The sequence below is a fragment of the Streptomyces sp. MMCC 100 genome (genome assembly GCF_041538145.2).
GTDB lineage: Bacteria > Actinomycetota > Actinomycetes > Streptomycetales > Streptomycetaceae > Streptomyces.
In genome coordinates this window covers 5313597-5330731 of the sequence record NZ_JBGORK020000001.1, presented here as the reverse complement: position 1 = coordinate 5330731, position 17135 = coordinate 5313597, and the positions used below count along the sequence as shown (strand labels likewise).

Annotated in this window: 15 protein-coding genes and 1 pseudogene; 5 read left to right on the top strand and 11 right to left on the bottom strand. The window is 71.3% G+C overall.

What is annotated here, in order from left to right; genetic code table 11:
* The first annotated feature begins 73 nt into the window (after positions 1 to 73).
* The 3 genes and pseudogenes from ABS735_RS24815 to ABS735_RS24805 all read left to right on the top strand — a co-directional run.
* Entirely contained in the window at positions 74 to 1549 is a 1476-nt protein-coding gene (locus ABS735_RS24815; RefSeq protein ID WP_373901252.1) for an AlkA N-terminal domain-containing protein, read from the top strand.
* Positions 1550 to 1577: 28 nt separating this feature from the next.
* The gene (locus ABS735_RS24810; protein WP_373900358.1) at positions 1578 to 2072 is read left to right on the top strand and encodes a methylated-DNA--[protein]-cysteine S-methyltransferase; all 495 of its coding nucleotides are present in this window, start codon (positions 1578 to 1580) and stop codon (positions 2070 to 2072) included.
* A gap of 82 nt (positions 2073 to 2154) precedes the next feature.
* A pseudogene (locus ABS735_RS24805) lies at positions 2155 to 2491 on the top strand (hypothetical protein); the annotation flags it as partial.
* On the opposite strand, the gene ABS735_RS24800 reads toward ABS735_RS24805, so the two are convergent.
* Both ABS735_RS24800 and ABS735_RS24795 read right to left on the bottom strand, forming a co-directional pair.
* Positions 2394 to 3119 carry an SIR2 family NAD-dependent protein deacylase gene (locus tag ABS735_RS24800; RefSeq protein ID WP_373900359.1) on the bottom strand — a complete coding sequence of 242 codons (726 nt, stop codon included), beginning with the start codon at positions 3117 to 3119 and terminating at the stop codon, positions 2394 to 2396. The pseudogene ABS735_RS24805 and the gene ABS735_RS24800 overlap by 98 nt on opposite strands.
* 40 nt (positions 3120 to 3159) lie before the next feature.
* The gene (locus tag ABS735_RS24795; protein ID WP_373900360.1) at positions 3160 to 3654 is read right to left on the bottom strand and encodes an NUDIX domain-containing protein; all 495 of its coding nucleotides are present in this window, start codon (positions 3652 to 3654) and stop codon (positions 3160 to 3162) included.
* A gap of 184 nt (positions 3655 to 3838) precedes the next feature.
* Between ABS735_RS24795 and ABS735_RS24790 the strand changes: the two genes are divergently transcribed.
* Positions 3839 to 4981 carry a glycerate kinase gene (locus ABS735_RS24790; protein ID WP_373901254.1) on the top strand — a complete coding sequence of 381 codons (1143 nt, stop codon included), beginning with the start codon at positions 3839 to 3841 and terminating at the stop codon, positions 4979 to 4981.
* A gap of 266 nt (positions 4982 to 5247) precedes the next feature.
* On the opposite strand, the gene pssA is transcribed toward ABS735_RS24790, so the two are convergent.
* The 9 genes from pssA to ABS735_RS24745 all read right to left on the bottom strand — a co-directional run bounded on the left by pssA (position 5248) and on the right by ABS735_RS24745 (position 16080).
* The gene (gene pssA, locus ABS735_RS24785; protein ID WP_373901255.1) at positions 5248 to 6066 is read right to left on the bottom strand and encodes a CDP-diacylglycerol--serine O-phosphatidyltransferase; all 819 of its coding nucleotides are present in this window, start codon (positions 6064 to 6066) and stop codon (positions 5248 to 5250) included.
* Between the two features lie 22 nt (positions 6067 to 6088).
* Positions 6089 to 6745 (bottom strand): phosphatidylserine decarboxylase, encoded by a 657-nt coding sequence (locus tag ABS735_RS24780; protein ID WP_007387958.1) that lies wholly within the window; start codon positions 6743 to 6745, stop codon positions 6089 to 6091.
* A gap of 170 nt (positions 6746 to 6915) precedes the next feature.
* Entirely contained in the window at positions 6916 to 8121 is a 1206-nt protein-coding gene (locus ABS735_RS24775) for an acyl-CoA dehydrogenase family protein (protein ID WP_373900361.1), read from the bottom strand.
* A complete protein-coding gene (locus tag ABS735_RS24770) occupies positions 8122 to 8634 on the bottom strand; it encodes a MaoC family dehydratase (RefSeq protein ID WP_373900362.1) in 513 nt (170 codons plus the stop codon).
* A 5-nt stretch (positions 8635 to 8639) separates the two neighbouring features.
* Positions 8640 to 9599 (bottom strand): HpcH/HpaI aldolase/citrate lyase family protein, encoded by a 960-nt coding sequence (locus ABS735_RS24765; protein ID WP_373900363.1) that lies wholly within the window; start codon positions 9597 to 9599, stop codon positions 8640 to 8642.
* On the bottom strand, positions 9596 to 11644 hold the full coding sequence (locus tag ABS735_RS24760; RefSeq protein WP_373900364.1) for a protein meaA: 2049 nt from the start codon (positions 11642 to 11644) through the stop codon (positions 9596 to 9598). The genes ABS735_RS24765 and ABS735_RS24760 overlap by 4 nt, the downstream gene beginning before the upstream one ends.
* Positions 11645 to 11654: 10 nt before the next feature.
* Entirely contained in the window at positions 11655 to 12998 is a 1344-nt protein-coding gene (gene ccrA / locus ABS735_RS24755; protein ID WP_373900365.1) for a crotonyl-CoA carboxylase/reductase, read from the bottom strand.
* A 324-nt stretch (positions 12999 to 13322) separates the two neighbouring features.
* Complete coding sequence (locus ABS735_RS24750) at positions 13323 to 14138, bottom strand: TetR family transcriptional regulator (protein WP_373900366.1); 816 nt, start codon at positions 14136 to 14138, stop codon at positions 13323 to 13325.
* A 136-nt stretch (positions 14139 to 14274) separates the two neighbouring features.
* Positions 14275 to 16080: a 3-hydroxyacyl-CoA dehydrogenase family protein gene (locus tag ABS735_RS24745; protein ID WP_373900367.1), complete on the bottom strand. Its 1806-nt coding sequence runs from the start codon at positions 16078 to 16080 to the stop codon at positions 14275 to 14277.
* 380 nt (positions 16081 to 16460) lie between these two features.
* Here ABS735_RS24745 and ABS735_RS24740 point away from each other — a divergent pair, with 380 nt between their 5' ends.
* Positions 16461 to 17045: an adenylosuccinate lyase gene (locus tag ABS735_RS24740; protein ID WP_373900368.1), complete on the top strand. Its 585-nt coding sequence runs from the start codon at positions 16461 to 16463 to the stop codon at positions 17043 to 17045.
* The last annotated feature ends 90 nt before the right edge of the window (positions 17046 to 17135 follow it).

Sequence of the window (17135 nt, the reverse complement as noted above, 5' to 3'; positions counted from 1 at the left end):
CGGGCACGTCCATGTCGGATTCCCGCCAGCCCGCACCCGCCCCGGGGGCCATCCTGGACGCATGCAGACGGGAATGCACACCGACACCGAGCGCTGCGTGCGCGCCGTCCGGTCGAAGGACGCGCGCTTCGACGGCTGGTTCTTCACCGCCGTCCTGACGACCCGCATCTACTGCCGGCCCAGCTGCCCGGTGGTGTCCCCCAAGCCCGCGAACATGACCTTCTACCCGAGCGCGGCGGCCTGCCAGCAGGCCGGTTTCCGGGCGTGCAAACGCTGCCGCCCGGACACCAGCCCCGGCTCACCCGAGTGGAACCTGCGCGCCGACCTCACCGCCCGCGCCGTGCGGCTGATCGCCGACGGCGTCGTGGACCGCGAGGGAGTTCCCGGCCTGGCCGCCCGCCTCGGCTACAGCACCCGGCAGATCGAACGCCAGCTCCTCGCCGAACTGGGCGCGGGCCCCCTCGCCCTCGCCCGCGCGCAGCGCGCGCAGACGGCCCGGCTGCTGATCGAGACCACCCCGCTGCCCATGGCGGACATCGCCTTCGCGGCCGGCTTCTCCTCCGTCCGCACCTTCAACGACACGGTCCGCGCGGTCTACGCGCTCTCCCCGAGCGAACTGCGCACCCGGGCCCCCAGGAACCGCCCGGCCCGCACCACCCCCGGCGGCGCCCTGTCCCTGCGCCTCCCGTTCCGCACCCCGCTCAACCCCGACAACCTCTTCGGCCACCTCGCCGCCACCGCCGTACCCGGCGTGGAGGAGTGGCGGGACGGCGCGTACCGGCGCACGCTGCGCCTCCCGCACGGTCACGGCATCGTGGCCCTCACCCCCAACCCCGACCACATCGCCTGCCGCCTCACCCTCAGCGACCCGCGCGACCTGACCGTCGCCATCAGCCGCTGCCGACGCCTGCTCGACCTGGACGCCGACCCGACGGCGATCGACGACCAACTGCGCGCCGACCCGCTGCTCGCGCCGCTCGTCGACAAGGCCCCCGGCCGGCGGGTGCCCCGCACGGTGGACGAGGCGGAGTTCGCCGTACGGGCCGTGCTCGGCCAGCAGGTCTCCACCGCCGCCGCCCGCACCCACGCCGCCCGCCTGGTCACCGCGCACGGCGAACCGGTGGACGACCCCGAGGGCGGCCTGACCCACCTCTTCCCGTCCACCGAGGCGCTGGCGGCGGTGGACCCGGAGACCCTGGCGATGCCCAGGACCCGCCGCGCCACCTTCACCACCCTGGTCGCCCACCTGGCCGACGGCTCGGTCAACCTGGGCGTCGAGAGCGACTGGGCCGAGACCCGCGCCCGGCTCCTCGACCTGCCGGGCTTCGGCCCCTGGACCGCCGACGTCATCGCCATGCGCGCCCTCGGCGACCCCGACGCCTTCCTCCCCACCGACCTCGGCATCCGCCGCGCCGCCGGAGAACTGGGCCTGCCCTCCACCCCGGCCGCGCTCACCGCCCGCGCGGCGGCCTGGCGGCCCTGGCGGGCGTACGCCGTCCAGTACCTGTGGGCGACCGACGACCACCCGATCAACTTCCTGCCCGTATGAGCCCGTTCGAGGAGCCGGAGCGAAGCCCGTGAAACAGCACACCGTGATCGACAGCCCCTACGGCGCGCTCACCCTCGTCGCCGAGGACGGCGCCCTGTGCGGCCTCTACATGACCGACCAGCGCCACCGCCCGCCGGAGGAGACCTTCGGCGCCCGCGACGAACGCCCCTTCGCCGAGACCGAGGAGCAACTGGAGGCCTACTTCACCGGCGAACTCAAGGACTTCACCCTCGGCCTGCGCCTGAACGGCACCCCCTTCCAGCGCACGGTCTGGGACCAGCTCCGGAAGATCCCGTACGGCGAGACCCGCACCTACGGCGAACTCGCGGCGGCCCTCGGCAACCCGGCCGCCTCCCGTGCCGTGGGCCTCGCCAACGGCCGCAACCCGATCGGCATCATCGTCCCCTGCCACCGCGTCGTCGGCGCGAGCGGCGACCTCACCGGCTACGGCGGCGGCCTGGAACGCAAGCAGCGGCTGCTGGACTTCGAACGGGGAGCGGCGGGACCGGAGCCGTTGTTCTAGGCACGTGTCCCGGCGGAAACGCGTCGCCCGCGCGCCGCGGGGCCCGTTACGCTCACCGGACTTCGAAGACCACGCTCTCTCGAACGGTGAGCCCCACGGCCGGGACATCGGCCCCGTCGGGCCCAGTCCCTTGACGCCGGGCGGACCGCGGGTGCTGTTCGGCGGCTCCGCCCCGGCCGCCCTGGAACGGCCGGCCGGCCGTCGACGCCTTCCGGGGCATCGGCGCCGACGAGATCGTGCTGTACTGCTGGGCCTCGGACGTCGACCAGGTCGACCGCCTCGCCGACACCCTGTTCCGACCGTCCTTGCGGCCCCTGCGGCTCAGCCCAGCCCGCGCAGCAGCTCGGGCAGGGCGGTGCCGATCGGCTCCCGGACGACCTCGTCGGCCAGCTCGTCGTACGGGGTCGGCTCGGCGTTGACGACGACCAGCCGGGCCCCGTGGTCCACGGCCACGCCGGCCAGTCCGGCGGCGGGCTGCACCTGGAGGCTGGTGCCGACGGCGACGAACACCTGGCACGCCTTGCTGATGGCGACCGCCTCGCCCAGCACCTCAGGGTCGAGGGGCTCGCCGAACATCACGGTCGCCGACTTCAGGACGCCGCCGCACTCCAGACACGGCGGGTCGTCCTCACCGGCGTCGATCCGGGCGAGGGCGTCCGCCATCGGTCCCCGGGCCCGGCAGCCGGTGCACACGTAGGCGCGCGCGGTGCCGTGCAGCTCGAGGACCTTGCGGGCGGAGACCCCGGCGAGCTGGTGCAGGCCGTCCACGTTCTGCGTGATCACGCGGACCGGCACCCCGCGCCGCTCCAGCTCGGCCACCGCACGGTGCGCCGCGTTCGGCTCGGCGTGCAGCGCCGCGCTGTCGCGCCGCATCCGCCAGGAGCGCCGCCTGATCTCCGGATCGCCCATGTAGTACTCGTACGTGACGAGCTTCTCGGCCTCCGGGTCGCGCCGCCACAGCCCGTTCGGACCGCGGTAGTCGGGAATGCCGGAGTCGGTGGAGACGCCGGCACCGCTGAGGATGGCGACGAGGGGCTTGCCGGTCATGCGGTCGAGGGTAGGGCGCCGGTGCGCGGTCGGCGAACGGTTATCGGTCGACCCGGACGCCGTTGACCAGCTCGGCCGTGCCGGAGCCGTCCGCCAGCACGTCCAGGGCGGCCAGCACCCGGCCGTGCAGTTCGGCGAGCAGGTGGCCGCCCAGGTCCTCGCGCGGCACCAGCCGCCAGGACAGCAGCTCCTCCTCCTGCAGACGGATCGCCTTGAGGTCGTCCTCGGACAGGACCCCGCCGTCGTACAGGTACGCCACGATCGGCGGCCTGCCCACACCGCGCACCCAGTCCACCGCGAGCAGCCGGCCGATCCGCACGTCGAGGCCGATCTCCTCGAGGGTCTCCCGCCACGCGCCCTGCCGCGGGGTCTCCCCGTCGTCGGACTCGATCGTCCCGCCGGGCAACGCCCACCCCTCGCGGTAGTTGGGCTCGACGAGCAGCACCCGCCCCCCGGCGTCCCTGAAGACCGCGGCGGCGCCGGCGAGGACGCGGGGCAGACCGGCGATGTAGGTGGCGTAGTCAGGAGTGGTCATCCCGAAAGCCTAACGAGCCCGCCCCCGGGCCCGGGGCACCCCCGGGGCGGGCGCACGGCCGGTTCCACGGTGTGGGCAGGGCATGACGGCGCGGGTGTCCTCCGGTTAGGGTCGCAGCGGCGCGACTGCCTTGACGTGCGCAAGGCTCGGAGAGCAAGGGGAGATCAAGGTGGCTGACGCTGCTGTGGACGGGGCCCGCCGGGTGCTCGTCGCCGCGGACAAGTTCAAGGGGTCGCTGACGGCCGTGGAGGTCGCCGAGCGCGTCACGGCCGGACTGCGCCGCGTCGTGCCGGACGTCCTGGTCGAGGCGCTGCCCGTCGCCGACGGCGGCGACGGCACGGTGGCCGCCGCGGTCGCGGCCGGATTCGAGCGCCGGGAGGCGCGGGTCGCCGGGCCCCTCGGCGACGAGGTGACGGCGGCGTACGCGCTGCGCGACGGCACCGCGGTGGTGGAGATGGCCGAGGCCAGTGGCCTCCAGCGGCTCCCGGAAGGCGTCCTCGCGCCGCTGACGTCGTCCACGTACGGCTCGGGTGAGCTGCTGCGGGCCGCGCTGGACGCGGGGGCGCGGACGATCGTGTTCGGGGTCGGCGGCAGCGCCACCACGGACGGCGGTGCCGGGATGCTGGCCGCGCTGGGCGCGCGGTTCCTGGACGAGGACGGGGCGCCCGTCGCACCGGGCGGTGGCGGCCTCGCCGGCCTGGCCTCGGCCGACCTGTCCGGTCTCGACCCGCGGCTGTCCGGCGTGGAGCTGGTACTCGCGAGCGACGTCGACAATCCGCTGACGGGGCCGAAGGGCGCCCCGGCGGTCTACGGCCCGCAGAAGGGTGCCTCGCCGGACGACGTGACGGCCCTGGACGCCGCCCTCGCGCACTTCGCGAAGGTGCTGGAGGGGACGGAGGGCGTGGGCGCGCGGGCCGCCGAGTACGCCGCGTCCCCGGGGGCGGGCGCGGCGGGCGGCATCGGCTTCGGCGCGATGCTGCTGGGCGCCCGGTTCCGCCCCGGCATCGAGGTGATGCTGGACGTGCTGGGCTTCGCGCCGGCGCTGGAGCGGGCGGACCTGGTCATCACCGGGGAGGGCTCGCTGGACGAGCAGACCCTGCACGGGAAGGCCCCGGCGGGTGTCGCGGCGGCGGCACGGGCCGCGGGCAAGGAGGTCGTCGCGGTGTGCGGGCGGCTGGCGCTGCCGGCGGAGGTGCTGGGGCGCGCGGGGATCCGGCGGGCGTATCCGCTGACGGATGTCGAGCCGGACGTGGCGAAGTGCATCGCGGATGCGGGGCCGATCCTGGAGCGGGTGGCGGAGTCCATCGCGCGGGACTTCGTCGCATAGGGGAGTTTCGCCCCCGCCGCCCCTTCCCGTTCCCGACCCCGGGGGCTCCGCCCCCGGACCCCCGTTTCGGCTCTGAACGGGCCTCGTCCTCAAGCGCCGGACGGGCTGGAGACCTCACCCCTGTCCCAACCGAGTCCGGTGGTGGGTGGGCACAGGCCGGGGGTCTGGGGGGCGGAGCCCCCAGGGACGCCGACACCGACGCCGGGCAGGCACAACCGAAAGGGCCCCGAACCCAACCCGGGTCCGGGGCCCCACCCAGCGGAGCGCTACGGCAATTGCGCCGCCCGCGCCTCCCGCCGATTGTCACGGAAGTTGTTCACCCTGCGAGCGGTGGCGAACAGGGGGATCACCGCCCCCATCACCAGCTGCAGCGCACACCCCGTCTGCAGCAGCAGCTGTCCGCTCGGCGCGTCGAAGGCCCAGCCGGCCAGCAGGCCCATCGACAGGACGATCCACGACAGCATCGCCACCGCGAGGCGCCCCCGGGGCTTCGGGTACTCGACCCGGCTCACCATCAGCCAGGCCGTGCCGAGGATGGCCAGGAGCGTCGCCACGAAGGGCAGCTCGAGCAGGACGATCGACACCACCGTCAGCGCCCCGAACGGCGACGGCATGCCCTGGAACGTGCCGTCCTTGACCGTGACGCAGGAGAACCGCGCAAGCCGCAGCACCACCGCCAGCAGCACCACGATCGCCCCCACCGCCGCCACGCGCTGGTAGGCGTCGTCCGCGACCATGCCGTAGACGAGGACGAAGTACGCCGGTGCCAGGCCGAAGCTGATGAGGTCGGAGAGGTTGTCCAGCTCCGCGCCCATGGGCGAGGACCGCAGCTTGCGGGCGACCAGACCGTCGAACAGGTCGAAGATCGCCGCGCACAGCATCAGGATGACCGCGGTGGCCGCGCTGTGCCGGGCCATGCCCGACTCGTCGCTGCCCATGAGGTGCGGGATCAGGATGCCGGTGGTGGTGAAGTACACCGCCATGAAGCCGCACGTCGCGTTGCCGAGCGTGAGCGTGTCCGCTATCGACAGGCGGAGCGAGAGCGGCATCTCCTCTTGGTCGTCCACCTCGTCGGCCTCCGGCACCCACCCGGCCTGGGTCTGTGGATCAATCACGGTCAATTCGAGTCACCCCAGCCACCGTCTTCTGGCCCACCTCGACATCCACCTCTACGCCCTCCGGCAGGTACAGGTCGACGCGGGAGCCGAAGCGGATCAGACCGACCCTCTCGCCCTGCTCGACCTTCGTGCCCTGCGGCACGTACGGGACGATGCGGCGGGCCACCGCGCCGGCGATCTGGATCATCTCGATGTCGCCGAGCTCGGTGTCGAAGTGCCACACGACGCGCTCGTTGTTCTCGCTCTCCTTGTTGAAAGCGGGAACGAAGCCGCCCGGCACGTGCTCGACCGACGTCACGGTGCCCGACAGCGGGGCCCGGTTGACGTGGACGTTGAGCGGGCTCATGAAGATCGCGACGCGGGTGCGTCCGTCCTTCCACGGCATGATGCTCTGCACCACACCGTCGGCGGGCGAGATGACCCGGCCCCGGGTGATCTCGCGCTCGGGGTCGCGGAAGAACCACAGCATCCCCGCCGCGAGCGCGGTGGCGGGGACGGCGACGGCCTTGGCGGCGCCGGACCGGCGGGCACGCAGGAGACTGACGGCTGCGGTGGCGACGGTCGGCAGAAGCCACGGCGATGCTCCGCGCGCGAGGCGTACGCCGGCGAGGCTGTCGCGAGGTGCAGAGGTTTGGCTGTGGGGCATGGATGACCTTCGTAGCGGATGATGCCGCGCTCTGACGGGGGACGGCGGCTTTCCGGCGATCGTAGCGGCTTCCTGCCGCAACTGGGTAAGCCAGGAAGCCGAGTCGACGGCCGAACAGTGCCTACGGGGTGTGACCTTCTTCTCCAAGAAAACACCCCGTATCCGGACATCTAACCCTGGAATCGATACTCTTCGAGCAGTCGGCGGCCGATGATCATTTTCTGGATCTCGGCGGTGCCTTCGCCGATGAGCAGCATCGGCGCCTCGCGGTAGAGGCGCTCGATCTCGTACTCCTTGGAGAAGCCGTACCCGCCGTGGATCCGGAAGGCGTCCTCCACGACCTCCTTGCAGTACTCGGAGGCGAGGTACTTGGCCATCCCCGCTTCCAGGTCGTTTCGTTCGCCCGAGTCCTTTTTGCGTGCAGCGTTCACCATCATCGCATGCGCCGCCTCGACCTTGGTGGCCATCTCCGCGAGCTTGAACTGGATGGCCTGGTGCCGGGCGATCTGCTTGCCGAAAGTGTGACGCTGCTGGGCGTACCGGACACCGAGTTCGAAGGCACGCTGAGCGACGCCGCAGCCACGGGCCGCCACGTTGACGCGGCCCACCTCCACGCCGTCCATCATTTGGTAAAAACCTCGGCCGGTGACGCCGCCGAGGACCCGATTGGCCGGAATGCGCAGGCCGTCCATGATGAGCTCGGTGGTGTCGACGCCCTTGTAGCCCATCTTGTCGATCTTGCCGGGGATGGTCAGGCCCGGGCGGACCTCTCCGAAACCGGGCTCCTTCTCCACCAGGAAGGTCGTCATCGACTTGTGGGGAGCGGTCCCCTCGGGGTGACCCTCGTCACTCTTCACCAGGACGGCCACGAGCGACGACGTACCGCCGTTCGTCAGCCACATCTTCTGGCCGTTCAGCACGTACTCCTCACCGTCCTTCACCGCCTTCGAGGAGATCGCCGAGACGTCGGAGCCCAGCGCCGGCTCGGACATCGAGAAGGCGCCCCGGATGTCGCCCGCGGCCATGCGGGGCAGGAAGTGGTCCTTCTGCTCCTGCGTGCCGTGCTGCTTGAGCATGTACGCCACGATGAAGTGCGTGTTGATGATGCCGGACACCGACATCCAGCCGCGGGCGATCTCCTCCACGCACAGGGCGTAGGTCAGGAGCGACTCGCCCAGGCCCCCGTACTCCTCCGGGATCATCAGGCCGAACAGGCCCAGTTCCTTGAGCCCGTCCACGATGTCCTGCGGGTACTCGTCCCGGTGTTCCAGCTCGGTGGCGACCGGGATGATCTCCTTGTCCACGAAGTCCCGGACGGTGGAGAGGATCTCCCGCTGGATGTCCGTGAGGCCGTGGGTCTGGGCGAGGCGGCTCATCTACTTCCCCTGTTCCTTCAGCTCGGGCCGGCCGGGCTGCTCGCCGCCGCGCTCCTTGATGTACGTCTCGGTCGGCACCATCACCTTGCGGCGGAAGACGCACACGAGGGTGCCGTCCTGCTTGTAGCCCTTGGTCTCGACGTGGACGATGCCGCGGTCGTTCTTCGACTTGGAGGGCCACTTGTCGAGCACGGTCGTCTGGCCGTAGATCGTGTCTCCGTGGAAGGTCGGCGCCACGTGCCTGAGCGACTCGATCTCCAGGTTGGCGATCGCCTTGCCGGAGACGTCCGGGACCGACATGCCGAGCAGGAGCGAGTAGATGTAGTTGCCCACCACCACGTTCTTGCCGAAGTCCGTCGTCTTCTCGGCGTAGTTCGTGTCCATGTGGAGCGGGTGGTGGTTCATGGTGAGGAGACAGAACAGGTGGTCGTCGTACTCCGTGACCGTCTTCCCCGGCCAGTGCTTGTAGGTCGCCCCGACCTCGAACTCCTCGTAGGTGCGTCCGAACTGCATCGCGCTCAGCCCTCCGGGATCTCGAACTTGCTGGTGCGCTGCATACCGGCCGCGCGGCCCTTGCCCGAGACGACCAGCGCCATCTTGCGGCTGGCCTCGTCGATCATCTCGTCGCCGAGCATCGCCGAGCCCTTCTTGCCGCCCGCCTCGGACGTGTAGTAGTCGTACGCGTCCAGGATCAGCTCGGCGTGGTCGTAGTCCTCCTGGGAGGGCGAGAAGATCTCGTTGGACGCCTCGACCTGGCCCGGGTGCAGCACCCACTTGCCGTCGAAGCCGAGGGCGGCGGCGCGCTGCGCGACCTCGCGGTAGCCGTCCACGTTGCGGATCTGCAGGTAGGGGCCGTCGATCGCCTGGAGGTTGTTGGCGCGGGCGGCCATCAGGATCTTCATCAGGATGTAGTGGTAGGCGTCCGCCGGGTAGCCGGGCGGCTGCTCGCCCACGACCAGCGACTTCATGTTGATGGACGCCATGAAGTCGGCCGGGCCGAAGATGATGGTCTCCACGCGCGGGCTGGCCTGCGCGATCTCGTTCACGTTGTTCAGGCCCTGCGCGTTCTCGATCTGCGCCTCGATGCCGATGCGGCCGACCTCGAAGCCCATGGTCTTCTCGATCTGGGTGAGCAGGAGGTCCAGCGCGACGACCTGCTGGGCGTCCTGGACCTTCGGGAGCATGATGCAGTCCAGGTTCGGGCCCGCGCCCTCCACCACCGTCACGACGTCCCGGTACGTCCACTCGGTCGTCCAGTCGTTGACGCGCACGACGCGGGTCTTGCCGGTCCAGTCGCCCTCGTTGAGGAACTTGACGATGGTGTGCCGCGCCTCGGGCTTGGCGAGCGGCGCGCAGGCGTCCTCCAGGTCGAGGAAGACCTGGTCGGCGGGGAGGCCCTGGGCCTTCTCCAGGAAGCGGGGGTTGCTTCCCGGGACCGCCAGGCAGGAGCGGCGCGGACGCAGGCGGTTGACGGTCATGCGGGGACCTCCAGGGGGTCGAGCTTGTTCGCGTTCCGGATCTCGTCGACGATCCGGCCGATGATGCCGGTGATGTCGAAGTCCTTCGGGGTGAAGACCGCGGCCACTCCCGCGGCCCGCAGTTCCTCGGCGTCACCGTTCGGGATGATGCCACCGGCGATCACCGGGATGTCTGTGGCACCGGCCACACGGAGCCGTTCGAGTACGTCCGGCACCAGTTGCGCGTGCGAGCCGGACAGGATGGACAGGCCCACCGCGTGCACGTCCTCCGCCAGAGCGGCGTCCACGATCTGCTCCGGGGTGAGCCTGATGCCCTGGTAGACCACCTCGAACCCGGCGTCGCGGGCGCGCACGGCGATCTGCTCGGCGCCGTTGGAGTGGCCGTCCAGGCCGGGCTTGCCGACCAGGAAGCGGAGCTTGCCGACGCCCATCTCCTTGGCCGTCAGCTCCACCTTGCGGCGCACCTCCGACAGGGCCGAACCCTCCTCGGCGGTGACCGCGACGGGCGCCGAGGACACCCCGGTCGGTGCGCGGAACTCGCCGAACACCTCGCGCAGCGCCCCCGCCCACTCGCCGGTCGTGGCGCCGGCGCGGGCGCACTCCAGGGTGGCCTCCATGAGGTTGCCGGTGCCGCGCGCGGCCTCCTTCAGCTTCTCCAGCGCCTTGCAGGGGCGCGGGTGGTTGAAGGGCGGCTGGTAGCGGGTGTCGCGCCAGTTCTCCAGCGAGGCGATGACGCGGGCCTCCACCGCCGGGTCGACCGTCTGGATCGCGGTGTCCAGGTCGGCGGTCAGCGGGTTGGGCTCGGTGCCCTCGAAGGCGTTGACACCGATGATCTTCTCCTCGCCGGACTCGATCCGGGCCCGGCGCTCGGCGTGGGAGGCGACCAGCTGGGACTTGAGGTAGCCGGACTCGACGGCGGCCATCGCGCCGCCCATCTCCTGGATGCGCTCGATCTCCGCGAAGGCCGCCTCGACCAGCTCGTCGACCTTCGCCTCGATCACCTTCGAGCCCTCGAAGATGTCCTCGTACTCCAGCAGGTCGCTCTCGTGCGCCAGCACCTGCTGGATGCGCAGCGACCACTGCTGGTCCCACGGGCGGGGCAGGCCCAGCGCCTCGTTCCAGGCCGGCAGCTGCACGGCACGCGCGCGTGCGTCCTTGGAGAGGGTGACGGCCAGCATCTCCAGCACGATCCGCTGGACGTTGTTCTCCGGCTGCGCCTCGGTCAGGCCCAGGGAGTTGACCTGGACGCCGTAGCGGAAGCGGCGGTGCTTGGGGTCCTCGATGCCGTAGCGCTCGCGGGTGACGCGGTCCCAGATGCGGCCGAAGGCGCGCATCTTGCACATCTCCTCGACGAAGCGGACGCCCGCGTTGACGAAGAAGGAGATGCGGCCGACCACGTCGCCCATGCGCTCCTGCGGCACCTGACCGCTGTCGCGCACGGCGTCCAGGACGGCGATCGCGGTGGACATCGCGTACGCGATCTCCTGCACCGGTGTGGCGCCCGCCTCCTGCAGGTGGTAGCTGCAGATGTTGATCGGGTTCCACTTCGGCAGGTGGGAGACCGTGTACGCGATCATGTCGGTCGTCAGCCGGAGCGAGGGCCCCGGCGGGAAGACGTGCGTCCCCCGGGACAGGTACTCCTTGACGATGTCGTTCTGGGTCGTGCCCTGGAGCTTGGTGATGTCCGCGCCCTGCTCCTCCGCGACGACCTGGTAGAGCGCCAGCAGCCACATGGCCGTGGCGTTGATGGTCATCGAGGTGTTCATCTGCTCCAGGGGGATGTCCTGGAAAAGCCGGCGCATGTCACCGAGGTGCGCGACCGGCACGCCGACCCGGCCGACCTCGCCGCGGGCGAGGACGTGGTCGGAGTCGTACCCGGTCTGGGTCGGCAGGTCGAAGGCGACCGACAGACCCGTCTGGCCCTTGGCGAGGTTGCGCCGGTACAGCTCGTTGGACGCCTCGGCCGTGGAGTGACCGGCGTAGGTGCGCATGAGCCACGGCCGGTCCTTCTCCCGCCTTCCGTCGGCGGGCTGACGCTCAGTCATGCGGCGCTCCTCAGATGTTCCGGAAGCGGTTGATGGCGTCGAGGTGCTCGGCGCGCTTCTCCTGGTCGCGCACGCCCAGTCCCTCCTCGGGGGCCAGGCACAGCACGCCGACCTTGCCCTGGTGGAGGTTGCGGTGGACGTCGTACGCCGCCTGGCCGGTGTCCTGGAGGGAGTACACCTTGGAGAGCGTGGGGTGGATCTTGCCCTTGGCGATGAGGCGGTTGGCCTCCCAGGCCTCGCGGTAGTTGGCGAAGTGGGAGCCGATGATGCGCTTCAGGGACATCCACAGGTAGCGGTTGTCGTACTCGTGCATGTAGCCCGAGGTCGAGGCGCAGGTGGTGATGGTGCCGCCCTTGCGGGTGACGAAGACGGAGGCGCCGAAGGTCTCGCGGCCGGGGTGCTCGAAGACGATGTCGATGTCCTCGCCGCCGGTGAGTTCGCGGATGCGCTTGCCGAAGCGCTTCCACTCCTTGGGGTCCTGGGTGGTCTCGTCCTTCCAGAACTTGTAGCCCTCGGCGTTGCGGTCGATGATCGCGTCGGCGCCCATCGACCGGCAGATGTCCGCCTTCTGCTCGCTGGAGACGACGCAGATCGGGTTGGCGCCGCCGGCGAGGGCGAACTGGGTGGCGTACGAGCCGAGTCCGCCGCTGGCGCCCCAGATGAGCACGTTGTCGCCCTGCTTCATGCCGGCGCCGTTGCGGGAGACCAGCTGGCGGTACGCGGTGGAGTTGACCAGGCCGGGAGCGGCTGCCTCCTCCCAGCTGAGGTGGTCCGGCTTCGGCATCAGCTGGTTGGACTTGACCAGCGCGATCTCCGCCAGGCCGCCGAAGTTGGTCTCGAAGCCCCAGATCCGCTGCTCGGGGTCGAGCATCGTGTCGTTGTGGCCGTCGGACGACTCCAGCTCGACGGAGAGGCAGTGCGCGACGACCTCGTCGCCCGGCTGCCAGGCGTTGACGCCCGGGCCGGTGCGCAGGACGACGCCGGCGAGGTCGGAGCCGATGATGTGGTACGGCAGGTCGTGCCGCTTGGCCAGCTCGTTGGTGCGGCCGTAGCGCTCCAGGAACCCGAAGGTGGACAGCGGCTCGAAGATCGAGGTCCACACCGAGTTGTAGTTGACCGAGGAGGCCATGACGGCCACCAGGGCCTCGCCCGGGCCCAGCTCGGGCAGCGGCACCTCGTCCAGGTGGATCGACTTGCGGGGGTCCTTGTCGCGGGTCTCCAGGCCCGCGAACATCTCCGTCTCGTCCTTGTGCACGGTGATCGCGCGGTACGACTCGGGCAGCGGCAGAGCGGCGATGTCGGCCTTCGTGGAGTCGGGCGACTGGATCGCGTCCAGGATGTCCTTCACGGTCACGGTGTTGCCTCCGGCGGTGAGCGCCCTGAGGGAGGGGCGCTGGGGATTACGTCGGTGCTGCTGAGGTGAGGGTGTGTGCCTGTGACGCAGGCGTTCGGACGCGCAGGGGATGAGGTGCGGGGACAGCCCGAACACCTTCAACGTATGACACCGCGTGTCACCTCGCAAGGCACTGAGTGCCAGAAACTGTTCTCAGATGAATTCTTTACGCGACAGATGAGCGATGATCGATCGAATCATCTCCCGGCGACGGTGAAAAAGGGGCACCGACATGCAAAAACGGCCACCCGGTGGGTGGCCGTCGTCACAGTGCGGAAGGAGCCCTCAGCGCTCCTTGAGCGCCTGCTCGATGGTGCGCATGACCTCGTGCAGCGGCGCGTCGGTGCGCGCCACCGTCACGAGCACCTCGCCCTGCACGGAGGCCGAGGAGGCGGCGGGACGGGCAGTGGAGGCCGTGCTGCGGCCCGCCCCGATGCCCGTGCCGAAGGTCTTCCGCACGATCGCGAAGGCGTGGTCGAGCTCGGCCTCCACGTCGCCCTGTCCGTCGGCCCGCAGCCAGCGCCGCAGCACGTGGTTGTGCGCGGTGACCACGGCGGACGCGGCGACCTCCGCGAGCAGCGGGTCGTCGTTGGCGTCGTCGTCGTGCGCGTGCTCGTCGAAGTGGCCGAGCAGATAGCGGGTGAACAGGCGCTCGTAACGGGCCACCGACGCGATCTCGGCCTCGCGCAGCGTGGGCACCTCGCGCGTCAGCTTGTAGCGGGCGACCGAGATCTCCGGCCGGGCCGCGTACATCTTCATGACTTCCTTGATGCCGCGGCACACCGTGTCGAGCGGATGCTCGTGCGCGGGCGCCGCGTTGAGGACCGCCTCGGCGCGCACCAGGGTGTCGTCGTGGTCCGGGAAGATCGCCTCTTCCTTGGAGCGGAAGTGGCGGAAGAAGGTGCGGCGGGCGACTCCGGCCTGTGCCGCGATCTCGTCGACGGTCGTCGCCTCGTACCCCTTGGTCGCGAACAGCTCCATCGCCGCCGCCGCCAGTTCCCTGCGCATTTTGAGCCGCTGGGCGGCGGCCCGGCTGCCGGCCGTGCTCTCCGGAGCGTCGGACGTGGCTGAGGTACGTGAGGACTTGGCGGGCTGGGACATGACCCGAACGTACTGCATGCGGGCGCAATCATGCGCGTGACCGGGGATTCCCCCGCCCGCGCTGGGCGGGGGAGACCCGGCCGGATCGAGCAGCCCGCCCCAGTCCTCCCCGGGCCTGAACCAGTCGCCCGGCCGTTCAGCGGCGGGCATGCTCGCGGAAGCCGCGGCCCGTCTTGCGGCCGAGGCAGCCCGCGGCCACCAGGTGCTCGAGCAGCGGCGCCGGCGCCAGCCCCGGGTCGCGGAACTCCCGGTGCAGGACCTTCTCGATGGCCAGCGACACGTCCAGTCCGACCACGTCGAGCAGCTCGAAGGGGCCCATCGGGTAGCCGCCGCCCAGCTTCATCGCCGCGTCGATGTCGTCGAGGGTCGCGTAGTGCTCCTGCACCATCTTGACCGCGTTGTTGAGGTACGGGAACAGCAGCGCGTTCACGATGAACCCGGCCCGGTCGCCGCAGTCCACGGCGTGCTTGCGCACCTTGGCGCAGACCTCGTGGACGGTGGCGTGCACGTCGTCGGCGGTCAGCACCGTGCGGACCACCTCGACCAGCTTCATCGCGGGGGCCGGGTTGAAGAAGTGCATGCCGATCACGTCCTGCGGGCGCGAGGTGGCGCGGGCGCAGGCGACGACCGGCAGGGAGGACGTCGTGGTGGCCAGGACCGCGCCGGGCTTGCAGACCTTGTCCAGCGTGCCGAACAGCTGCCGCTTGACCTCCAGGTCCTCGGCGACGGCCTCCACGGCCAGGTCGACGTCGGCGAAGTCGTCGTACGTGCCCGTCGGCGTGATCAGCTCCAGGGTCCGCGCTGCCGCCTCGGCGGTCATCCGCCCCTTGTCGACCGACCGGGCCAGGGACTTGCCGATCCGGGCCTTGGCCGACTGCGCCTTCTCCGCGCTGCGGGCGGCCAGCACCACCTCGTACCCGGCCTTGGCGAACACCTCCGCGATGCCGGACGCCATGGTGCCCGAACCGGCCACCCCCACCGCGCGGACCGGCCGCCCGGCGACCGCGGTGCCGCCCTCGCGCGGCGTCTGCGCGTCCGGCACGACGACCGCGCTGCCGGGCGCCTCGTAGGTGTAGAAGCCCCGGCCCGCCTTGCGCCCCGTCAGGCCCGCCTCGCTGAGCTGCCTGAGGATCGGCGCGGGGGCGTGCAGACGGTCCCGGGAGGCGGCGTACATGGCCTCCAGGACCGTGCGCGCGGTGTCCACTCCCACCAGGTCGAGGAGAGCGAGCGGCCCCATCGGCAGACCGCAGCCGAGCCGCATCGCGGCGTCGATGTCCTCGCGGGAGGCGTAGTTCGCCTCGTACATCGCGGCGGCTTGGTTGAGGTAGCCGAACAGCAGCCCGTCCGCGACGAACCCGGGCCGGTCGCCGACCGCGACGGGCTCCTTGCCGAGGTCGAGCGCGAGGTCGGTGACGGCCGTGACGGCGGCGGGCGCGGTCAGCACCGAGGAGACGACCTCGACCAGCTTCATCGCCGGCGCCGGGTTGAAGAAGTGCAGGCCGAGCACCCGCTCCGGGCGGGCCGAGTCCGCGGCCAGCCGCGTGACGGACAGCGCGTTGGTGCCGGTCGCCAGGATCGTCTCCGGACGCACGATCCCGTCCAGCTCCTGGAAGACACGCTGCTTGATCTCGTACGACTCCGGAACCACCTCGATCACCAGGTCGGCGTCGGCGGCCGCCCGCAGGTCGGTGGAGGTGCGGACGCGGCCCAGGGCTGCGGCGCGCTCCTGCTCGGTCAGCCGCCCGCGCTCGACGGCACGGGCGGTGGAGGACTCGAGCGCGGCGACGGCCTTGACGGCCTGCGCCTCGCTGACGTCGATGCCGATGACGTCGCGGCCGGCCCCGGCCAGGACCTCGGCGATGCCGGTGCCCATGGTGCCGAGGCCGACCACGGCGACGGTCCGGAGCGGGGACAGAGAGGGGTCGGACAGGGGAGTGGCCATCGCGGGACTCCAGGAATGAGGGTGACGACGGGAACACGCCCGGGTGCGCCGTGGCGCACCGGCTGCGTGCGGAAGGAAGGAAAGGAGTGCGGGTGTTGCCGGGCTCGAACGGCGCACACGCCCGGTGCCGTCGCGGAGGGCGCGCACACGCCCGCCCGGCGGCCTGTGACCGGCCCTGTCCCGAGGCCGAGTCCTGATGCGGTACCCGAGGTACCGGACCGACTGCTCTCCCGGTGGTTGCGTCACCAGACCACCGTGAGGAGTTGCTGCGAGTGGATGACCCGCTCGTCTGAGGTTAACCCGCGGGTAACGAGCGCGCCAGCCCTCGGTGTTCGTGATGTACGTCCCACGGGTGGGGTGACGCGCTTAACCTCGGTGTCATGGACGAAGAGTTGCGAGTGCTCACGGAGCGCTTACGGGCCGAGTCGGCGGCGTCGGGCGCTCCGGCACAGTACGACCGTCTCCTGGCGACCGTGGACCACGACGAGCTGGCCGCGGTGCTCACCGAGCCGGGACACCCGCTGTGGGCCCGTGAACTGGCCGCCTTCCGGCTGGGGGTCGCGGGGGACCGGCGGGCCTTCGAGTCGCTCGTACTGCTGCTGAACCACCGCGACCCGCCGCGCTGCGCCTCGGCCGCCCATGCCCTGGCCCGCCTCGGCGACCCGCGCACCGCACGCGCGGCCGCGGCGCTCGCCACCAACGAGCTGCGGGTCGCCTACGCCCTGCACCCGGTGCGGCTGCTGGTCGAGCTGCGAGCCCCCGAGGCGGTGCCCGCGCTGATCACCACGCTGGAACGGCGGCTGCGCCCGCACGACCCGTACCGGCGCGTCGCGCTCGCCTGCGTCGAGGGCCTCGGCACCCTCGGCGACGACCGCGCCCGCCCCGTCCTGAACGACGCCCTCGCCCACCCGGCGCTGGCCGAGGCGGCGGTGCGGGCGCTGGCGCGCATCCCGGGGCAGCGGTGAGAAGCGCCCGGCCGGAGCCGAGCAGGCAGCCGTGAGGAACGCCCGGCCGGTGTCCGGGCACGCAGCGGTGGGAGGTCGCCGCCCGGCGCC